17 protein-coding genes, 6 tRNA genes and 1 other RNA gene are annotated in these 19,223 nt (G+C 53.2%); 10 read left to right on the plus strand and 14 right to left on the minus strand.

Annotated features, from left to right (window positions below):
* Positions 1–6 precede the first annotated feature (6 nt).
* From cysM to F7Q90_RS10160, 3 genes are all read left to right on the plus strand, one after another.
* Complete coding sequence (gene cysM / locus F7Q90_RS10150; RefSeq protein WP_006117803.1) at positions 7–888, plus strand: cysteine synthase CysM; 882 nt, start codon at positions 7–9, stop codon at positions 886–888.
* A 165-nt stretch (positions 889–1,053) separates the two neighbouring features.
* Positions 1,054–1,734 (plus strand): response regulator transcription factor, encoded by a 681-nt coding sequence (locus tag F7Q90_RS10155; RefSeq protein ID WP_006117802.1) that lies wholly within the window; start codon positions 1,054–1,056, stop codon positions 1,732–1,734.
* On the plus strand, positions 1,731–3,080 hold the full coding sequence (locus F7Q90_RS10160) for an ATP-binding protein (RefSeq protein WP_006117801.1): 1,350 nt from the start codon (positions 1,731–1,733) through the stop codon (positions 3,078–3,080). The genes F7Q90_RS10155 and F7Q90_RS10160 overlap by 4 nt, the downstream gene beginning before the upstream one ends.
* 50 nt (positions 3,081–3,130) lie before the next feature.
* Here F7Q90_RS10160 and crr read toward each other — a convergent pair whose 3' ends face one another.
* The 5 genes from crr to cysZ form a co-directional block, all read right to left on the minus strand.
* Positions 3,131–3,631, minus strand: a complete 501-nt coding sequence (crr, locus tag F7Q90_RS10165; protein WP_006117800.1) for a PTS glucose transporter subunit IIA — start codon at positions 3,629–3,631, stop codon at positions 3,131–3,133.
* Between the two features lie 42 nt (positions 3,632–3,673).
* Complete coding sequence (ptsI, locus tag F7Q90_RS10170; RefSeq protein ID WP_006117799.1) at positions 3,674–5,401, minus strand: phosphoenolpyruvate-protein phosphotransferase PtsI; 1,728 nt, start codon at positions 5,399–5,401, stop codon at positions 3,674–3,676.
* A 159-nt stretch (positions 5,402–5,560) separates the two neighbouring features.
* Positions 5,561–5,818, minus strand: a complete 258-nt coding sequence (ptsH, locus tag F7Q90_RS10175; protein WP_003848868.1) for a phosphocarrier protein Hpr — start codon at positions 5,816–5,818, stop codon at positions 5,561–5,563.
* A 390-nt stretch (positions 5,819–6,208) separates the two neighbouring features.
* On the minus strand, positions 6,209–7,177 hold the full coding sequence (cysK, locus tag F7Q90_RS10180) for a cysteine synthase A (protein ID WP_006117798.1): 969 nt from the start codon (positions 7,175–7,177) through the stop codon (positions 6,209–6,211).
* Between the two features lie 141 nt (positions 7,178–7,318).
* Positions 7,319–8,086 (minus strand): sulfate transporter CysZ, encoded by a 768-nt coding sequence (gene cysZ, locus F7Q90_RS10185; RefSeq protein ID WP_006117797.1) that lies wholly within the window; start codon positions 8,084–8,086, stop codon positions 7,319–7,321.
* Positions 8,087–8,304: 218 nt separating this feature from the next.
* Between cysZ and zipA the strand changes: the two genes are divergently transcribed.
* From zipA to F7Q90_RS10200, 3 genes are all read left to right on the plus strand, one after another.
* Positions 8,305–9,303, plus strand: coding sequence for a cell division protein ZipA (zipA, locus tag F7Q90_RS10190; protein ID WP_006117796.1), 999 nt, complete (start codon positions 8,305–8,307; stop codon positions 9,301–9,303).
* Positions 9,304–9,370: 67 nt separating this feature from the next.
* Positions 9,371–11,389, plus strand: a complete 2,019-nt coding sequence (gene ligA / locus F7Q90_RS10195; protein ID WP_006117795.1) for an NAD-dependent DNA ligase LigA — start codon at positions 9,371–9,373, stop codon at positions 11,387–11,389.
* A 1-nt stretch (position 11,390) separates the two neighbouring features.
* A complete protein-coding gene (locus F7Q90_RS10200; protein ID WP_006117794.1) occupies positions 11,391–11,609 on the plus strand; it encodes a DUF3820 family protein in 219 nt (72 codons plus the stop codon).
* A gap of 43 nt (positions 11,610–11,652) precedes the next feature.
* Here F7Q90_RS10200 and F7Q90_RS10205 read toward each other — a convergent pair whose 3' ends face one another.
* Entirely contained in the window at positions 11,653–12,660 is a 1,008-nt protein-coding gene (locus F7Q90_RS10205) for a bile acid:sodium symporter family protein (protein WP_006117793.1), read from the minus strand.
* 95 nt (positions 12,661–12,755) lie between these two features.
* On the opposite strand from F7Q90_RS10205, the gene F7Q90_RS10210 reads away from it, so the two are divergent.
* A complete protein-coding gene (locus F7Q90_RS10210) occupies positions 12,756–13,676 on the plus strand; it encodes a LysR family transcriptional regulator (protein ID WP_006117792.1) in 921 nt (306 codons plus the stop codon).
* Here the strand turns inward: F7Q90_RS10210 and F7Q90_RS10215 are convergent.
* From F7Q90_RS10215 to F7Q90_RS10240, 6 genes are all read right to left on the minus strand, one after another.
* Positions 13,673–14,026, minus strand: coding sequence for a FlxA-like family protein (locus F7Q90_RS10215; RefSeq protein ID WP_006117791.1), 354 nt, complete (start codon positions 14,024–14,026; stop codon positions 13,673–13,675). The two genes, F7Q90_RS10210 and F7Q90_RS10215, sit on opposite strands and share 4 nt — an antisense overlap.
* Before the next feature lie 435 nt (positions 14,027–14,461).
* Positions 14,462–14,594: non-coding RNA, RtT sRNA (locus F7Q90_RS10220), on the minus strand.
* Between the two features lie 31 nt (positions 14,595–14,625).
* Positions 14,626–14,701, minus strand: a tRNA-Lys gene (locus tag F7Q90_RS10225).
* A 4-nt stretch (positions 14,702–14,705) separates the two neighbouring features.
* Positions 14,706–14,781: transfer RNA gene (locus tag F7Q90_RS10230), tRNA-Val, on the minus strand.
* Positions 14,782–14,822: 41 nt separating this feature from the next.
* Positions 14,823–14,898, minus strand: a tRNA-Val gene (locus tag F7Q90_RS10235).
* 47 nt (positions 14,899–14,945) lie between these two features.
* Positions 14,946–15,021, minus strand: a tRNA-Val gene (locus F7Q90_RS10240).
* A 269-nt stretch (positions 15,022–15,290) separates the two neighbouring features.
* On the opposite strand from F7Q90_RS10240, the gene gltX reads away from it, so the two are divergent.
* Positions 15,291–16,709 carry a glutamate--tRNA ligase gene (gene gltX / locus F7Q90_RS10245; RefSeq protein ID WP_082999264.1) on the plus strand — a complete coding sequence of 473 codons (1,419 nt, stop codon included), beginning with the start codon at positions 15,291–15,293 and terminating at the stop codon, positions 16,707–16,709.
* 128 nt (positions 16,710–16,837) lie between these two features.
* Here the strand turns inward: gltX and F7Q90_RS10250 are convergent, their stop codons facing one another.
* Together F7Q90_RS10250 and F7Q90_RS10255 are read right to left on the minus strand one after the other, a co-directional pair.
* Positions 16,838–17,191 carry a YfeC-like transcriptional regulator gene (locus F7Q90_RS10250; protein ID WP_006120380.1) on the minus strand — a complete coding sequence of 118 codons (354 nt, stop codon included), beginning with the start codon at positions 17,189–17,191 and terminating at the stop codon, positions 16,838–16,840.
* Between the two features lie 111 nt (positions 17,192–17,302).
* Positions 17,303–18,091, minus strand: a complete 789-nt coding sequence (locus tag F7Q90_RS10255; protein ID WP_006120379.1) for a formate/nitrite transporter family protein — start codon at positions 18,089–18,091, stop codon at positions 17,303–17,305.
* Positions 18,092–18,452: 361 nt separating this feature from the next.
* Here F7Q90_RS10255 and F7Q90_RS10260 point away from each other — a divergent pair.
* Positions 18,453–18,528: transfer RNA gene (locus F7Q90_RS10260), tRNA-Ala, on the plus strand.
* A 45-nt stretch (positions 18,529–18,573) separates the two neighbouring features.
* A tRNA-Ala gene (locus F7Q90_RS10265) sits at positions 18,574–18,649 on the plus strand.
* Positions 18,650–19,223: the final 574 nt, after the last annotated feature.

Raw genomic sequence — 19,223 nt, forward strand, 5'->3', positions numbered from 1 at the left:
TGCACCGTGACCACTCTGGAACACACAATCGGTAATACACCGCTTATCAGGTTACAGCGCCTGACGCCTGACAATGGCAGTGAAATCTGGCTGAAACTGGAGGGCAACAACCCCGCAGGTTCCGTCAAAGATCGCGCAGCCTGGTCAATGATTCATCAGGCGGAACGGCGAGGCGAGATAACACCGGGCGATCAGCTGATTGAGGCCACCAGTGGCAACACCGGTATCGCGCTGGCGATGATCGCGGCGATGAAAGGCTACCGGTTGCGCTTACTGATGCCGGATAATATGAGTCAGGAGCGGCAGGATGCGATGCGTGCCTATGGGGCCGAGCTAGTCCTGATCGGTCGGGAGCAGGGCATGGAGGGCGCGCGTGATTTAGCACAGGCGATGGCGGCGCGCGGTGAGGGAACGGTGCTGGACCAGTTTAATAACCCGGACAATCCACTGGGCCACTACCAGACCACGGGACCGGAGCTGTGGGCCCAGTCGAATCAGCGCATGACGCACTTTGTCTCCAGTATGGGCACCACCGGCACGATTACCGGCGTAGGGCGGTTTTTAAAAGAACATAAGACGGGCGTGAAAGTGATTGGCCTGCAGCCTAAAGAAGGCAGTAGCATTCCTGGGATTCGCCGCTGGCCTCAGGCGTATTTGCCCGGCATTTACCGGCCCGAGTTGGTGGATGAGGTAATTGATATGGGGCAGCAGGAAGCCGAAGAGACCATGCGGGCGCTGGCCCGGCGTGAAGGTATTTTCTGCGGCGTCAGCTCAGGCGGATCGGTCGCGGGCGCGCTGCGTATTGCCAGCGCCCATCCTGGAAGCGTCGTGGTGGCCATTGTTTGTGACCGTGGCGATCGCTATCTCTCTACCGGCGTTTATCAGTAACGCCACGCAGCCATTACGCCCTCTGAAGGCTTATGCTGCGCCGTCGGCTGCCTGAGTCTTGTTTATTTGGCTAAGCTTACTGGCATCTGTAAGGATCGCGTAAAACTGGCTGCGCGTTTCGCTGGCCCGGTTCAAAATAGCGCCAGTGACGTAAGAGAGATAACAATGAAAATCCTGCTGGTAGATGATGACGTAGAATTAGGCACGATGCTGAGCCAGTATCTGATCACGGAAGGCTTTGATACGCAACTGGTGTTAACCGGCACTGCCGGTGTGCAGGGGGCGCTGTCCGGTGAGTACAGCGCCATGATTCTGGATATTATGCTGCCGGATATGAGCGGCACCGATGTCCTGCGGCAGGTGCGCCAGCAAAGCCGTCTGCCGGTGATTATGCTGACGGCCAAGGGCGACAATATTGATCGGGTTATCGGCCTGGAAATGGGGGCCGATGACTATATGCCCAAGCCGTGTTATCCCCGTGAGTTGGTGGCGCGCTTGCGTGCCGTACTGCGTCGGATTGAGGAGCATGCGCCTCTGCAGGATAAAAAAGAGACGCTGCAATGGGGAGAGTTAACACTCAATGCGGCCAACCGCGTGACGGAATGGCAGGGGAAAGCCTTTGATCTGACCGCCTCTGAATTTAATCTGCTGGATTTGCTGCTGCGTTCACCGGACCGGGTGGTGACGAAAGACGAGCTGTCTGAGAAAGGCCTGGGACGACCGCGTGAAGCGTACGATCGCAGCGTGGATGTGCATATCAGTAATATCCGTCAGAAGCTCAGCGCGCTCACCGCCGACAGCATCACCATCGAAACCGTTCGCAGCATTGGTTATCGCATTCGATGAATCAAACTTACCGTGGGCGCATGTTCTGGAAGATCCTGCTGGGGTTCTGGCTGGTTTTCCTGATTATCAGTCAGCTGATCTGGCTGGGTTTCTCACTTTCCGGTACGCGGCATCATCCCCCTGAATATTTGGTCACCCAGCGGCTGGCTGACGCGCTGATGGCGTCAGCCGTGTCGGTGCTGGAGCGGGGCGGCCCGTCAGCGCTGGATGCGATGATGGCGGAGTGGGCCCCGGAAGATCGGGCGTTTTTGCATGTACGCGCACTGGATAATCTCCGCAACGCAGAGGCACCGCCGCTTGCGCCCGAAACGCCCGAAAAATCCTTTTTTCCCGACCATCTTGTGCGCCAGGCACAGAGCCCGGACGGCAAGAGCTATGAGCTGCTGTACGATCTGAAAGGCATACGCACAATGAGCCGGGAGGGGCGGCCACATAATTTCCTGAATATTCCTGAGCCCATGTTCATTTTCGCCGGGTCTGTGGGGTTGCTGTTTAGCCTGCTGCTGGCATGGAACCTGACGCGCCCTATGCGACAACTGCGTGAAGGTTTTTCGCGAGTAGCCAATGGCGACTTAAGCATCAGGCTCTATCCTGCGCTGCGTAAGCGTCATGACGAGCTCTCCAGCGTGGCGCAGGCGTTCGATGCCATGGTTGAACGCCTGGACACGTTGGTGCGTGCCCGTGAAGCCCTGCTTCATGACATCTCTCATGAACTTCGCTCGCCGCTTGCCCGTCTGCAGCTGGCAACGGGCCTGGCGCGACAGCGGCCAGAAAACGTGAATGACTCGCTGGATCGCATCGACGAAGAGGCACAGCGGCTGGATAAGATGATTGGTGAACTGTTAACCCTGGCGCGTGCCGAGCATGAAAGTGTGCCGGGCGAACACTATTTTGATTTGGCCGGCTTATTAGAGGCGGTGGTTACCGATCTCCGTTATGAAGCGCAGATCCCCGGCGTCGAGGTCGTGTTTAACGTTGATGAGCAGGCCGATCATACCGTACGCGGGAATGCTGAGTTATGCCGGCGAGGCATTGAGAACGTGCTGCGTAATGCTTTACGCTTTTCGCTGCCGGGTCAGCGCATTGAGGTCAGCCTGCAGGTTGAGCAACAGTGGCTGGCGATTCAGGTGCGGGATCAGGGGCCAGGCGTCGATGAGAATAAGCTGTCCAGCATCTTTGATCCCTTTGTCCGGGTCAATTCGCCGTTACTGGGTAAAGGCTACGGGCTGGGGCTGGCAATTGTGCGTAAAGTGGTACTGGCGCATCATGGCGAGGTCAGGGCGGTTAACCGGCCTGAAGGCGGACTGGAGCTGACACTGCGTTTGCCCCGCTGGCAGCCGCATTAAGCAGAGACGTGAAGCATAAGAGAACGGCACCCTGAGGTGCCGTTTGTGTATTACTTTTTGATGCGAATCACCGGGGTTTCACCCACGACGACCTGACCAGACAGTTTTGTCAAATCCTTGATTTCATCCATATTGGAAATGACAACAGGGGTCAGTGTGGATTTTGCTTTCTCTTCCAGCAGCGGCAGATCGAATTCGATCACCACGTCGCCTTTTTTAACCTTCTGACCTTCTTCGGCGATGCGTTTGAAGCCTTCGCCTTTCAGTTCGACGGTATCGATGCCGAAATGCACGAACAGCTCAATGCCATTATCGGATTCGATTGAAAAGGCATGGTTGGTTTCGAAAATCTTGCCGATAGTCCCATCAACCGGCGCAACCATTTTGTTGCCGCTTGGTTTGATCGCAATACCGTCACCCACGATTTTTTCTGCAAACACCACATCTGGTACGTCTTCAATATTCACGATTTCGCCAGACAGAGGCGCTACGATATCAATTGTCCCAGCGCTATCTGTTTTTTCGCCAAAAAGTTTAGAAAACAAACCCATGATCTTCTCCTAAGCAGTAATTTGGGGCCAGCATCTCGTGGATCAGCAGAGCGTTTTTTCTTTAATGAACTTGTTCACCAGGTTCATCAAGTCTTCCGCCGTAGGTTGAGCCAGTGCCTGCTCTGCCAACGCCTTCGCATCTTCGAAATGTGTATTACGAATAATTTTCTTGATGCCAGGGATAGAAATGGCACTCATGCTGAATTCGTCCAGCCCCATTCCCAGTAACAGTAGTGTAGCACGTTCGTCACCTGCCAGCTCACCACACATGCCAGTCCATTTACCTTCAGCATGAGACGCATCAATGACTTGCTTGATGAGGTTCAGTACCGAAGGCGTCATCGGGTTATACAGGTGCGAAATCAAATCATTACCACGATCTACTGCAAGAGTATACTGCGTCAAATCGTTTGTCCCAATGCTAAAGAAGTCGACTTCTTTCGCCAGGTGACGTGCAATCACGGCAGAGGCAGGCGTTTCCACCATAATGCCCACTTCGATTGACTCGTCAAACGCTTTACCTTCTTCGCGTAACTGCGCTTTCAGCAGCTCCAGTTCCGCTTTCAGCGTACGCACTTCTTCAACCGAAATGATCATCGGGAACATGATGCGCAGCTTACCGAAAGAAGAGGCACGTAAGATAGCACGCAGCTGTGCATGCAGAATTTCCTTACGATCCATCGCAATACGGATGGCGCGCCAGCCCAGGAACGGGTTTTCTTCTTTAGGCAGGTTCATGTAAGGCAGGTCTTTATCACCGCCAATATCCATGGTACGGACGATCACGGCCTGCGATCCCATGGCTTCTGCGACCGCTTTATACGCCTGGAACTGCTCTTCTTCGGTCGGCAGTGAGTCGCGATCCATAAACAGGAACTCAGTGCGGTACAGGCCAACACCTTCTGCGCCGTTGCGCTCGGCACCGGCGATATCGCGTACCGTACCGATGTTGGCGCAGACTTCAACCTGATGGCCATCCAGCGTAACAGCCGGCAGATCTTTCAGCTTCGCCAGCTCGTGTTTTTCAGACAGATACTGATTCTGAACCGCTTTCAGCTCTTCCTGAACCGCCTCAGACGGATTAACGTGAATCGCATTGTTCACCCCGTCCAGGATGATGAAATCGCCGTTTTTGATGGTGGCGGTCACGTTACCGGTGCCGACAATCGCCGGGATTTCTAACGAGCGTGCCATGATTGAGGTGTGCGAGGTACGGCCACCCAAATCGGTAATAAAGCCCAGCACCTTTTTCAGATTCAGCTGTGCGGTTTCGGATGGCGTTAAATCTTTCGCCACCAGAATAGATTCTTCCTGGATTGCGCTCAGGTCGACAATGTGCAGACCTAATATGTTTTGCAGCAGACGCTTACCGATGTCACGCACGTCTGCCGCACGCTCTTTCAGGTATTCGTCGTCCAGCTCCTCTAGGGCTTTTGCCTGGGCGTCGATGACGGAGTTCACAGCAGCATCAGCAGTGGCGTGATCTTTTTTGATCAGGTCGATGATTTCCTGCTCCAGCTCTTCGTCTTCCAGCAACATAATGTGGCCTTCGAAGATGGCTGCTTTTTCTTCACCCAGGGATTCGCTGGCTTTGATACGAATGGCTTCAAGTTGCTCAGCCGCTTTGCTACGCCCTTGCAGAAAGCGCTGAACCTCCTGCTCAACCTGGTCATCTGAAATTTTTTTACGGTTGATGACGATCTCGTCTTCTTTCAGCAGCAGAGCTTTGCCGAAAGCGATACCTGGTGATGCTAAAATGCCTGAAATCATAACCCTACCTTTTTATCACGATGGCTGACTGGACTCGTTGCGTTGCCATAGTCGTGTGACACGTACTCTACGAAAGCAATAACGCGGACAGGTTGTCCGCGATCAAGATGTTGCACACAATGGCGCAGAAGAGTCGTTTTAAGCGGAGCAGAAAGGAGATTACTCCAGTTCCGCCATCAGCTTAACCAGATGCTCTACGGCTTTTTGCTCATCTTCACCTTCCGCAGAAAGTGTGACAACGGTGCCCTGAGTCAGACCCAGAGTCTGCAGCTTAAACAGGCTTTTGGCGCTGGCCGATTTGCCGTTGGAGGTCACGGTGATTTCTGACTGGAAGGCTTTAGCTTCTTTGACAAATTGCGCAGCAGGGCGAGTATGCAGTCCGTTTGGTGCGGTAATGGTAACTTCTTGCTGGAACATTCTATTTCCCCAACGTTTTCAGGATGAGTGTTATGGATCTAAAGTCTAGCCTGGAGCCGTAACTTTAGCCTGTGTAGGTGCGCGGGTATACAACTTACAATCGAACAAATGCGCTTGAATGAGTGTTTCATTCCCGCTGCGTGTCAAAACACGAGTTGAGCACGTCACCGGATAATTATGCCGTGATTCGCCCTTTCACTAAATCTGAAACTTGATTCAGCTTGATCCACTTCAAAGGAGGATTAATTTCAGGCATCGAAATAATTGGCAGTCTAAATACCAGAGCCACACGACTGAAATCAATTGGCTGCATGGTAAAAGTGAGATCTGCGCCACAAAAAAGCACCCGTCAGGGTGCTTTTTAAGCGTTTGTCCAGGGCGAACTTCGGGCTATTGCAGCTCTTTTTCCGTAAAAAGATCGGCAAACAGCGCGGTGCTGAGATAGCGCTCACCGGAAGAAGGAAGAATGACAACGATGTTTTTGTTGGCGTAGGCTTCATCTTCCTGCAACTTCAGCGCGGCGGCAACGGCGGCACCCGAAGAGATACCGGCCAGAATGCCTTCTTCTTCCATCAGGCGACGGGCCGTGGCGATCGCTTCATCATTAGTGATGCCGACAGCTAAATCGATCAGCGCCAAATCCAGGTTACCCGGAATAAAGCCTGCGCCAATCCCCTGAATCTTATGCGGGCCGGGTTTGAGCTCTTCGCCCGCCATCGCCTGCGCAATCACCGGTGAGTCAGTGGGTTCTACGGCCACGGTGATCAAGGATTTCTTACCCTGAGTGTTTTTGATGTAACGGCTTACGCCTGTCAGCGTGCCGCCGGTCCCCACACCGGCAATGAACACATCCACTTCACCATCCGTGTCTTCCCAGATTTCGGGACCGGTGGTTTTCTCGTGAATTTCCGGGTTGGCCGGGTTACTGAACTGCTGCAGCAGTAAATATTTGTCGGGATCGCTGGCCACGATCTCTTCGGCTTTGGCGATCGCGCCTTTCATGCCTTTTGTGCCTTCGGTCAGGACCAGATTCGCGCCCAGGGCTTTAAGCAACTTACGGCGCTCAACAGACATAGTGTCCGGCATGGTCAGCGTCAGTTTGTAACCGCGCGCGGCGGCCACGTAGGCTAATGCAATACCGGTGTTACCGCTGGTCGGTTCAACCAGTTCAATACCTTGCTTAAGAATACCGCGTTTTTCTGCGTCCCAAATCATGTTGGCACCGATACGGCATTTCACACTGAAGCTCGGGTTACGGGACTCAACCTTCGCAAGGATGCGGCCGTTACCGATGCGGTTCAGTCGAACCAGCGGCGTATGACCAATTGTCAAAGAGTTGTCTTCATAGATCTTACTCATAGCCTGTCCTTAACTGTATGAATTATTGGGAACCCTCTGAGCATACCTGTTCTGCCCCGTGGCGGAAGGAAAGAAATCATATATCTATATGTCTCATGGCGATAAGACCTGCCAAAAATTGCATAAGGATAGTTGATATGTTCAGCGCAGGCTTTCACGAGCCAGGTTCGCCCGGTAGCGATCAACCCACATCGCGGTGGCCCCGCACACGGCGACCGGCATAATGGCCAGGTTCACCACAGGAATCATTGTAAAGAGGCTCACCAGCGCGCCAAACTGCATATTGGCTGTCTTGTGCTGGCGTAAGGCATGACGCATCTGCTGAAAGCTGACTTTATGGTTATCGAAAGGATAGTCGCAATACTGAACAGACAACATCCAGGCGCTGAACATAAACCACAGCACGGGTGCCACCGTCTGCCCAAAACCCGGAACCAAATAAAGTAATAACAGGCACAGTGCGCGGGGCAGGTAGTAGCCCAGCTTTTGTAATTCGCGTTTCATGATGCGTGGCACGTCTTTAACCATGCCCAGCCAGCCGCTGTCAGGCAGTGGTTTACCCGTCAGCCGCCCCTCAAGTTGTTCCGCCAGCAGGCCGCAAAACGGCGCGGCAATCAGATTGGCTATCGTTGAAAAGAAATAGCTAAACACCAGCACCACCGAAATCACCGAAAGCGGCCACAGCACATAGCTGAGCCATTGCAGCCAGTCCGGCACATGCGACATCAGTTTGGGGATCCACTCGTCAAGACGGAAAAATAACCAGACAAAGGCGCCGCCTAGCAGCAGGATGTTGACCAGCAAGGGGATGATGACGAAGCGCCGTATGCCCGGTAACCTGATTAGCTTCCAGCCCTGGCTAAAATAGTGCACGCCATTAAAAGAGGAAACGGAATTATTCACAGCCATCGAGCCAGTTCTCCTGAAGATGTTAAGGTGCGCCTACTATAACCTGGCTTTTTCTGCTGACCAGGTGCCGTTTGGGTAAAAAAACAACGAAAAAGTGACGGTAAGCTATCTTATTTGTGAGAAAATACTGCACAGACTTGCACTTATCTGGCAGGGCAAATACAGTTAGAGAATAAAGTTTGCCGCGGTGGCAAGGTATTGGAACAACAGAGAATACAATGATGCAGGATTTGCGTCTGATATTAATCGTTGTTGGCGCGATCGCCATTATAGCGCTTCTTATTCACGGACTGTGGACCAGCCGTAAAGAACGCTCTTCAGTCTTCCGCGATCGCCCGCACAAACGTTTGAAACAACGTGATGAACATGATGATGAGACGCTGACCGACGACGTTGATGACGGCGTCGGTGAAGTGCGTGTGCGTAATACGCGCGGGCACCAGGAGCCTCATTTTGACGACATCCGCGAGCCACAGCCTGAAGTGCGGCGTGAGCCTGTTAAGGAGCGCCCGCGTCAGCCTTCTGCGCCGCAGCCTGAAAGCGATCCTCTTTTTGACCCGGCACCGCAACCGGAACGTGCGCCACAACGGCCTGCACCGACTCGCCAGCCACCAGCCTTCACCGCACCGCCGGTTCAGGCCGATCCGTTGCTGGATAGCGATCCGCTGGACAGCGTTCAGCCTAATCCTGTTTATCAGGCCGAACCTGAGCCTGACTATGAGCCTGAACCTGAGGTGGTCAGTCCGCCGCCGCAGCCGAAACAACCTGAACCTCGTCCGCAGACCAGCAGTAAGCCCAAAGAAGCGGTGATTGTGCTGCATGTCGCGGCGCACTCAGGCGGTCAGCTGAATGGTGAAGCCTTGCTACAGGGCATTTTGCAGGCCGGTTTTCAGTTTGGTGAAATGAACATTTTCCATCGTCATCTCAGTCCGGCAGGCAGCGGTCCTGTGCTGTTTAGTCTGGCTAACATGGTGAAACCCGGTTCCTTCAATCCTGACGAAATGACCGACTTCACCACGCCTGGCGTCTCCATTTTCATGATGGTGCCGTCGTATGGCGATGCGAATCAGAACTTTAAGCTGATGCTACAGTCCGCGCAGCGTATCGCGGACGATGTGGGCGGTGTGGTACTGGATGACGAACGCCGGATGATGACGCCGCAAAAGCTGGAAACCTACAAAGCGCGTATCCGCGATGTGGTCGGATCCCGCGAGTAATCCACACTTTTTCAAATTATTATGATGAACCCCCGCCTGTCGGGGGTTTTTTATCTGATGGGGTTATATGAAATCCGTCCAGGAACACATCACTGAACTGCGCACCACGTTGCGCCATCACGAATATCTGTATCACGTTATGGACGCGCCGGAAGTGCCGGATGCGGAATACGATCGCCTCATGCGGGAACTGCGGGATCTGGAAGCACAGCATCCTGATCTGATCACGCCTGATTCTCCCACGCAGCGCGTAGGGGCCGCCCCGTTGATGGTATTTGAGCAGGTACGCCATGAAGTGCCGATGCTGTCACTGGATAACGCGTTCGATGAAGCCAGTTTCAGGGCCTTCAATAAGCGCGTCCAGGATCGTCTGAAAAGCACCGACGATCTCACCTATTGCTGTGAACTCAAACTGGATGGCCTGGCGGTCAGCCTGTTGTATGAAGATGGCTTATTAACGCGCGCGGCGACGCGCGGCGATGGCACAACAGGCGAAAATATCACGACGAATGTGCGGACGATTCGTGCCATTCCGCTGCGCCTCAAAGGGGACAATATTCCCGCCAGAGTAGAAGTGCGTGGAGAAGTGTTTATGACGCAAAGCGGCTTTGAAAAACTCAATGCCGAGGCGCGCCGTACAGAGGGCAAAGTCTTTGCCAATCCACGCAATGCGGCAGCGGGCTCGTTGCGCCAGCTGGATCCCCGTATCACCGCGAAACGACCGCTAACGTTCTTCTGCTATGGACTGGGCCTGCTGGAAGGGGGCGAGATGCCCCGCAGCCACATGGCGCGACTGCAACAGTTCAAAGCCTGGGGCCTGCCGGTCAGTGACCGTATTCGTCTGGTGCAGAACGCCGATGAAGCGCTGGCGTTTTATCACGAGGTTGAATCAGAGCGGGCCACGCTGGGTTTTGATATCGACGGCGTGGTGATTAAAGTCGATTCGCAGGAATTGCAGGAAAAGCTGGGCTTTGTCGCGCGCGCGCCGCGCTGGGCCGTGGCGTTCAAGTTTCCTGCGCAGGAGCAGATGACGATTGTGTGTGACGTCGAGTTCCAGGTGGGGCGGACGGGCGCTATTACACCTGTTGCCCGACTGGAACCCGTTCAGGTGGCAGGCGTGATGGTCAGCAATGCCACATTGCATAATGCCGATGAAATTGAACGCCTCGGCCTGCGCATTGGCGACAAAGTCGTGATTCGTCGTGCCGGCGATGTGATTCCTCAGGTGGTCAATGTTGTGACCAGCGAACGGCCTGACAATGCCCGTGAGATCGTATTTCCTTCTCAGTGCCCGGTGTGCGGTTCCGATGTTGAACGCGTTGAGGGCGAGGCGGTCACGCGGTGTACCGGTGGCTTAATCTGTGGCGCACAGCGCAAAGAAGCGCTGAAGCATTTTGTGTCGCGGCGCGCCATGGACGTTGACGGCATGGGTGACAAGATTATCGATCAACTGGTCGAGAAAGAGTACGTCAAAACCCCGGCCGATCTGTTCCGGCTCAGCCGTGAAACCCTGACCGGGTTAGATCGTATGGGCGCGAAGTCGGCGCAGAATGTGGTCGACGCGCTGGAAAAAGCCAAATCCACTACGCTGGCGCGTTTCCTCTATGCGCTGGGTATTCGCGAAGTCGGCGAAGCCACGGCGGCAAACCTGGCCAGTCATTTTGGCGATCTGCAAAAGGTCATGGATGCCGATCTGGACGCGCTGATTGCGGTTCAGGATGTGGGCACGGTCGTCGCGAAGCACGTGCGGCACTTCATGGAAGAAGAGAGCAACCGCGAGGTGATCCGGCAACTGGTTGAAGATATTGGCATCCACTGGCCCCAGGTGGTGGCGGTGAACCCCGGCGAGATCGACAGTCCGTTTGCAGGCAAGACCGTAGTGTTAACGGGCTCACTCTCGCAGATGAACCGGGACGATGCCAAAGCGCGACTCATCGAACTCGGTGCCAAAGTCAGCGGCAGCGTATCGAAGAAAACCGATTTGCTGATCGCAGGAGAAGCTGCGGGTTCGAAGCTGGCAAAAGCGCAGGAGCTGGGCATCGAGATCATTGATGAAGCCGAAATGATCCGGCGACTCGGTGCCTGAAATGGATAAGCAGGCGCTGGTCGAGATTGCGAATACGGCCATGCCGTTTGGCAAATATAAAGGCCGGATGCTGATTGATTTGCCAGAGCCCTATCTGCTCTGGTTCGCCCGCAGCGGCGAGTTTCCGGCTGGTCGTTTGGGGGAGCTGATGCAGCTTACCCTGGCGATAAAAATTGAAGGGCTGGAAGGGTTAGTTAAACCTTTAAAGCGTGGTGACTGAGTTCGCGGCCTCGCATGAGGCCGCGTGTCTGAACGTGTTTCTGTTATTTCTGCGATTCCACGACAGCCGCTTTGCTTTTCTCCGCCTGCAACGCATTGGTTCGCTTGTAGCGTCCGGCAATAAACGAGCACACCATCAACTGAACCTGGTGAAAAATCATCAGTGGCAGGACGATGATACCCACCGCGCTGGCGGGGAACAGGATATTGGCCATCGGCACGCCGTTCGCCAGGCTCTTTTTCGAGCCACAGAACAACACCACGATTTCATCGGGACGACTGAAGCCAAACAGGCGCGCAGCAAGATAGTTAATAATCAGCACCAGCGTCAGGAGCAGAATGCAGCCCGCCAGAATCCACAGCAGCGTATCAATCCCGACGCGTTTCCAGATGCCGTTCACCACCGCTTCGCTGAACGCGGAATAAACCACCAACAGAATGGACGTCTGATCGGTGATGCCAATCAGGCTACGGTTCCTTTCCACCCAACCGCTAATCCAGCGGCGTGACAGATGACCTAAAACAAACGGCACTAACAGTTGCAGCATGATTTTACCCACCTGCTCAAGGCCATCGCCTGGCCCGTTACTGTTGACGTCCATCACCAGATTAACCAGCAGCGGGGAGACGAAAACACCTAACAGGCTGGATGCCGATGCGCTGCACACCGCCGCAGCCACATTGCCGCCAGCCATTGAGGTGAAGGCGATGGCCGACTGGACGGTGGCAGGCAAAATGCAGAGGTAAAGGAAGCCGGTATAAATTTCTGCGCCGACGTTAACCGGATGCCACCAGACAATCAGCAGCCCCAGCGCCGGGAACATAACAAACGTACTGCACATGATCCAAAGGTGAAGCCGCCAGTGGCTGCTGCCTGCGATGATTTTTTCGCGTGACAGTTTGGCACCGTGCATGAAGAACAGCAGGGCGATGGCGGCGGTGGTCAGGTACGTGAAAAAGTCGACGAAGCCGCCTCTCGCCGGAATGAAAGAGGCCAGAAGTACAGTGATGATCAGCTTGATCATCATCGGGTCAATACGGAGAAATCCCATCGTTAAAATCCGGTTAAATTAAGTCTGGAGTGATTGTGCGTGATGAGGGTTTAGAAATAAAATTGATTTATTAAATGAATCTATGCGAGAAATTAATGAATTACTCCCTACGTCAGTTACGCACCTTTGTGGCCGTTGCGCATTATGGTGGCTTTAGCCAGGCAGGGCAGGCGATTGGGCTGAGTCAGTCTGCGGTCAGCCACAGCATTAAAGAGCTGGAAGCGGAAACGGGCGTCCGCTTGCTGGATCGCACGACGCGCGAGGTGGTGCTGACCGAAGCCGGGCAGCAGCTGGCTTCACGTATGGAAAGGTTGCTGGAAGAGATAAACACCACGCTGCTGGATATTCGTAGCTATGGCGAACAACGCAGTGGTACGGTGCGCATCGCGGCGAGTCAGACGATCTCAGCCCGCCTGATGCCGCAATGCCTTGCCGCCAGTCAGCAGAGCTACCCGGAAATAAAGATCATCCTGCACGATCGGGTGCAGCAGGCCGTGCTTCAGAGCGTACGTCACGCCGAAGTCGATTTTGGCATTGTGATTGGCCCGCTGAATGACAGTGAATTCGACTGTTGCGCCATACTGGATGAACCCTTTTTACTGCTGTGCCGGGAGGATGATCCGCTTGCTGAGGTCGGGCAGGCAAGGTGGCCGATGTTGGAGGGACGTACGATGGTGCTTCAGGATTATGCGTCGGGCAGCCGGATATTAATTGACGCGGCGTTACGTCAGCAGAACATCAGTATCAATGTGGTTCAGGAAATCGGTCATCCGGCCACGCTGTTTCCTATGGTTGATGCAGGTATCGGGATCAGCATTTTACCCGCGCTGGCGTTACCGCTTCCTGCGGGGCGCGCGTTAACGGTAAGACGTCTCTATCCTGAGATCAATCGCAGCCTGACATTAATTAAGCGCAAGAATCGCTCGTTAACGCCTGCGGGCGAGGCCATATGGCAGGAGGTGCGTCAGCAGGGAGCTCTGCTGACGCAACAACGTGCTTCCAGTCCTGCGTTTTAAATATAGACGTCGAGCTGATTATTTTGGGTAGGGCGATTGACGCCGTCGGCTGACACGGTTTTACCTTCTTTTTCCGCCTGTTTCGCTTCGGCTTTTTGTTGCTCTTTGCGTTGCAGCTGCTGGATTTGCGCTTCTAAAACCTGAATCTGCGCTTTGATTGTATCCTGCTGCTTCTTCTTTTCTTCGGTGGTCAGTGTCTTATCATCGCCCAGACTTTTTAACTGGTCGTTCAGGCGCGAAATCTGCTTATTCAGACTGGCAATTTGTGCTGCCGTGTCTGATGAGGCGCTTGTCGTATCTGACGTTGAGCCACTGCCGATGCTCGGTGTGCTGGTTGAAATAGTTGTCATGATGATCTCCTTGCAATTAGACGTTTTAGGTTATCGGATGCGCGCGGCAAAAGCTTAATGCCTCAAAATGTTAAATTTACGAAAAGATTTTTACAGATTAACGTTAGTCCTTAGCATTCAGTTGAGTAGACGGGTAACGGTGGCGGATACGGCTGTTGGTTTCATTATTTCGGCAGTGGGAAAAAGCAGGGCGGGTAACTGAACCTGCGGCAGATTCTCATTCCGCACGTCAGGCATCGGAGCGCAGAAACGAAAAAAGCGCCTTCAGGCGCTTTTTCCTGAATTTGGTGGGTCGTGCAGGATTGCCTCCGGCCCGGCGGGTGATGCTGGCGTATCAGCCTGAATCGCTGTGCGATTCAGTCGAACCTGCTGCAGGTTCTCATCCTGCACTTTTTACACATAGCAAAAAGGCGCCTTTAGGGCGCCTTTCTACACTGGTGGGTCGTGCAGGATTGCCTTCGGCCCGGCGGGCCTCGCCCTTCGGGTAATGCTGGCGTATCAGCCTGAATCGCTGTGTGATTCAGTCGAACCTGCAGCAGGTTTTCATCCTGCACTTTTTGCGCATAGCAAAAAGGCGCCTTTAGGGCGCCTTTCTACATTGGTGGGTCGTGCAGGATTCGAACCTGCGACCAATTGATTAAAAGTCAACTGCTCTACCAACTGAGCTAACGACCCGAAGTGGTGGGTGATGACGGGTTCGAACCGCCGACCCCCTCCTTGTAAGGGAGATGCTCTACCAACTGAGCTAATCACCCACTTCGGTACTGCTTCACAAGAGTGTCATCTGACTAAGATATGGTGGGTGATGACGGGTTCGAACCGCCGACCCCCTCCTTGTAAGGGAGATGCTCTACCAACTGAGCTAATCACCCATATCTTATCTCTTGTCACTGCGGGCCATCTTAAACCTTCTTAAGAGTGGTGGGTGATGACGGGTTCGAACCGCCGACCCCCTCCTTGTAAGGGAGATGCTCTACCAACTGAGCTAATCACCCCCGCTGTGTGGAGTCGCATTATAGGGATAGTTGATTTTGAGTCAACGCTTTTTAAAACTTAATTGTGCGTTCGGTTTAATTTTAAACATCTCGCAGGGATTTTATCCAATATGCTGGTTTTCTTAGCAGAAATGCGGGCTTTGCTGCCGCTCTGCTACGTTGCATGCATTGAGGATTCATCATCAGATGCTAGAATGTGCGCACTGTTTTCGCGTCTAACCTGTTTTTTGTCATCCAGACAAGAACCCGCGCATTTAAGGCAATACTGAATGAAAATCAAAACTCGCTTCGCGCCAAGCCCTACTGGCTTTTTACATGTAGGCGGTGCTCGTACCGCACTCTATTCATGGCTCTTTGCTCGTCATCATCAGGGCGAGTTTGTGCTGCGCATCGAAGATACCGATCTGGAGCGTTCAACACCGGAAGCCATTGAAGCCATTATGGACGGTATTAACTGGCTGAGTCTGGACTGGGATGAAGGCCCGTATTATCAGACCAAACGCTTTGATCGCTACAACGCCGTCATTGATGAAATGCTGGAAGCAGGCACGGCTTATAAATGCTACTGCTCTAAAGAGCGTCTCGAAACGCTGCGTGAAACCCAAATGGCGAACGGTGAAAAACCGCGTTACGACGGCCGTTGCCGCGACAGCCACGAGCACCATGCCGCAGACGAGCCTCATGTGGTGCGCTTCCGTAACCCGCAGGAAGGCTCGGTCATTTTTGATGACCAGATTCGCGGCCCGATTGAATTCAGTAATCAGGAACTGGACGACCTGATTATTCGCCGTACCGACGGCTCGCCAACCTACAACTTCTGTGTCGTGGTTGATGACTGGGATATGGGCATTACGCATGTTGTGCGCGGTGAAGACCATATCAATAACACACCACGTCAGATCAACATTTTGAAAGCCATCGGGGCTCAGGTACCGGTTTATGCGCATGTTTCCATGATCCTGGGCGATGACGGTAAAAAACTGTCTAAGCGCCATGGTGCAGTCGGTGTTATGCAGTATCGTGATGATGGTTACCTGCCGGAAGCGCTGCTCAACTATCTGGTGCGTCTGGGCTGGTCCCATGGCGATCAGGAAGTGTTCTCCGTTAAAGAAATGACAGAGCTGTTTAGCCTGGACGCGGTGAGCAAATCCGCCAGCGCCTTTAATACGGAAAAACTGCAGTGGTTAAATCATCATTATATTAATGCGCTGCCACCGGAGTACGTTGCCACGCATCTGCAATGGCATATCGAGCAGCAAAACATTGATACGCGTACCGGCCCGGAGCTGGCGAAACTGGTTACGCTGTTGGGGGAACGTTGCAAAACGCTGAAAGAGATGGCGGCATCCTGCCACTATTTCTACCAGGACTTCACAGAGTTCGATGCGGATGCCGCGAAAAAGCATTTACGTCCGGTCGCCCGCCAGCCACTGGAAGTGGTTCGCGATAAACTGGCTGCATTGACTGACTGGAATGCCGAAACGGTGCATGCCGCTATCCAGCAGGCTGCCGATGAGTTAGGCGTCGGTATGGGTAAAGTCGGTATGCCATTGCGTGTAGCCGTTACCGGAGCAGGGCAGTCACCGGGACTGGATGTGACGGTCGAAGCGATTGGCCGCAGCCGTAGCGTTGAGCGTATTGAGAAAGCGCTGGCCTTTATTGCTGAGCGCGAAGCGCAGAGCGAATAATCTTTCTCTTTGACGGCTGGCGGTGATGTTATCAGGACACTTACTGACAACACCCGACTAAAGTCTGAGCCGCGGGACGTGATTGTCAGCGGCGCAAAAAAACCGGAAGCCTCGCGCTTCCGGTTTTCTTATTCTTCACGAATGCCCAGACGCTCAAGCACACCTTTTATCCCTTCCCGCAAAATCAGGGCCATAAGTTGATCCTGTTCATTCTGACTCATTTGCTGGACAGAACTTATTAATAACGCAGGTAATGAATTAGGTGGAGGAGTATAATTGCCTGTAAGTTCATTGAGATTACGTGTCGACTGAATAAAGCTTTTTACGCGCTCATCAATGTGGATCAGTCTCGCTTTTCCGCCCTGAACGCCGGGTTTTGGCGTCGTCGTCCAGTTCTCGCGTTTGATCCATTTGTTCACCGTCTGCCGACTGTAGCCCGTTTCGATTGCCAGTTCTTCCGGAGTAAGCCATTCCTTTTTCACGATGCTGTCCCTGTTCAATACATTAGCTATACATATTACAGGAAATCGTAACGGGTGAAAGTAACGGAAAACGAAATTGCCTTTTGTCTCTCAACAAAAGGCAATGAGGAATTATTGCGCAGTGTGTGCCTGTTCGGCAGCGGGGCGGAACGCCAGGAAGTAAGCCAGACCCACGAAGACGGCACCGCCTACAGCATTACCTAAAAATACCGCCACAAAATTCGGGAAGTATTCAGCCCAGGTCATCTGACCGGCGAAAATCGCCGCAGGAATAATGAACATGTTGGCGACAACGTGCTGGAAACCAATCGCCACGAACGCCATCACCGGGAACCACATGCCAAAAATTTTACCGACGACATCTTTACTGGCGAATGCCAGCCAGACGGCCAGGCACACCAGCCAGTTACAGCCAATGCCGGAGATAAAGGCATGCAGGAAATCGGCATGCACCTTCGCATTCGCAATCGCCAGCGTTTTTTTCAGGTAATCACCTTCGGTCATGGCCAGCATGTGACCAAAGAACCAGGCAATCGCGATGCTGCCGAGGAAGTTCGCAATCGTTACCCAGAACCAGTTACGTAATACGCTGTAACCGCTAACACGGCGGGCAAACCAGGCAATGGGCAGCGTCATCATGTTACCCGTTAGCAACTCGCCCCCGGCCAGAATGGTCAGGATCAATCCCACCGGGAACACGGCAGCCCCTAAAAAGCCACCAAATGACCCCCAGTCTGCGGGTAAAGAGTTAATGACGTGAACATCCAGCAGGAACCCTGTAGCAATAAAGGCACCGGCCATGAAACCAAGAATGATAAGGGAGCTAATGGAGGCATGGCTTTTGGCCACCCCTGCCTGAATCGCCAGTTGGGCGATCTCTTTAGGTGTATGCAGCGACATATATTCTCTATTGATTTTAGTGGTGGAGCGAAAACGCCTGGTTGAAGAACGGTGCGCTGGAGAAAACCATGCAGCCGTATTAAATAGCGGGCTAAGTTTTACACGACATTACAGGGAAGACAAGATAATTCCTATAACATATTTAACGATGCATTAACTTAACGCCGATCAAAAAGGTTTAACCCCGACCAGACACCTTACATCATATTAACAAGCTCTTTTTCTGCGCAAACGGACGTCATCGCGTTAAGTTTGCCGTCTTTTTCAGCGATCAAACACAGAATGTGATTTTGCCGTTGACACTCCCTGGGGGGTTTCATATTATGCCGTCCGTCGCGTAACACGACGGTTTTTTCGGTTCGGGGCTATAGCTCAGCTGGGAGAGCACTTGCATGGCATGCAAGAGGTCAGCGGTTCGATCCCGCTTAGCTCCACCAAACTTCTCCCAAAAGTTTGGCACTGAAAAAACGATTTCCAGATGTGGGGGTATAGCTCAGCTGGGAGAGCGCTTGCATGGCATGCAAGAGGTCAGCGGTTCGATCCCGCTTATCTCCACCAATCATCTTTTTCTATTCAAAATCAATAAGTTAAAAGATTTCGAGTGAGTGACTTTACTCATATACTGCCACAGTGTTGTTAGTGGCGATTTGTGAGAATAACATCCCTGTGGCCTGTAGTTACTAGCTCGAACAGGTAGCAGTTCAAAACTCGAAAGCTAATGACGCGCCTCCGTCTCAAAACACTTCTTACAAAACAGTCTGATCATACGCATTTAAGCCGGATGGGCGGCCATACACGGCCACTAAACAGGTTTATGGTGGTAATGCTCCGGTAGCTACAGATCCGGCTCTGCCAGCGTCTCAGCCACGCTCCCGCAAGGGTACACGGTTATCCTGATAAGGTGTGGTCATTCTGGACAATTATTGATGAAGTCGCTACGCTCCGCTTGTTGGTAGTATTACCAACGGGGCTTATTGGCTCCTATGGTTTTTTTATATAGACACCGGCTTTGTTGAATAAATCAGATTCGGGGCGAGTGTCCCTGTAGCAGGGCAGAGTTTCAGGCAATACGGACACTTTCTGGCATTCCTGCCTTTGTCATTCTGTTCAGCGCTCGAACCATGGCCAGAGC

Origin of the sequence: Pantoea stewartii subsp. stewartii (genome assembly GCF_008801695.1) — a bacterium.
GTDB classification, from domain to species: Bacteria; Pseudomonadota; Gammaproteobacteria; order Enterobacterales; family Enterobacteriaceae; genus Pantoea; species Pantoea stewartii.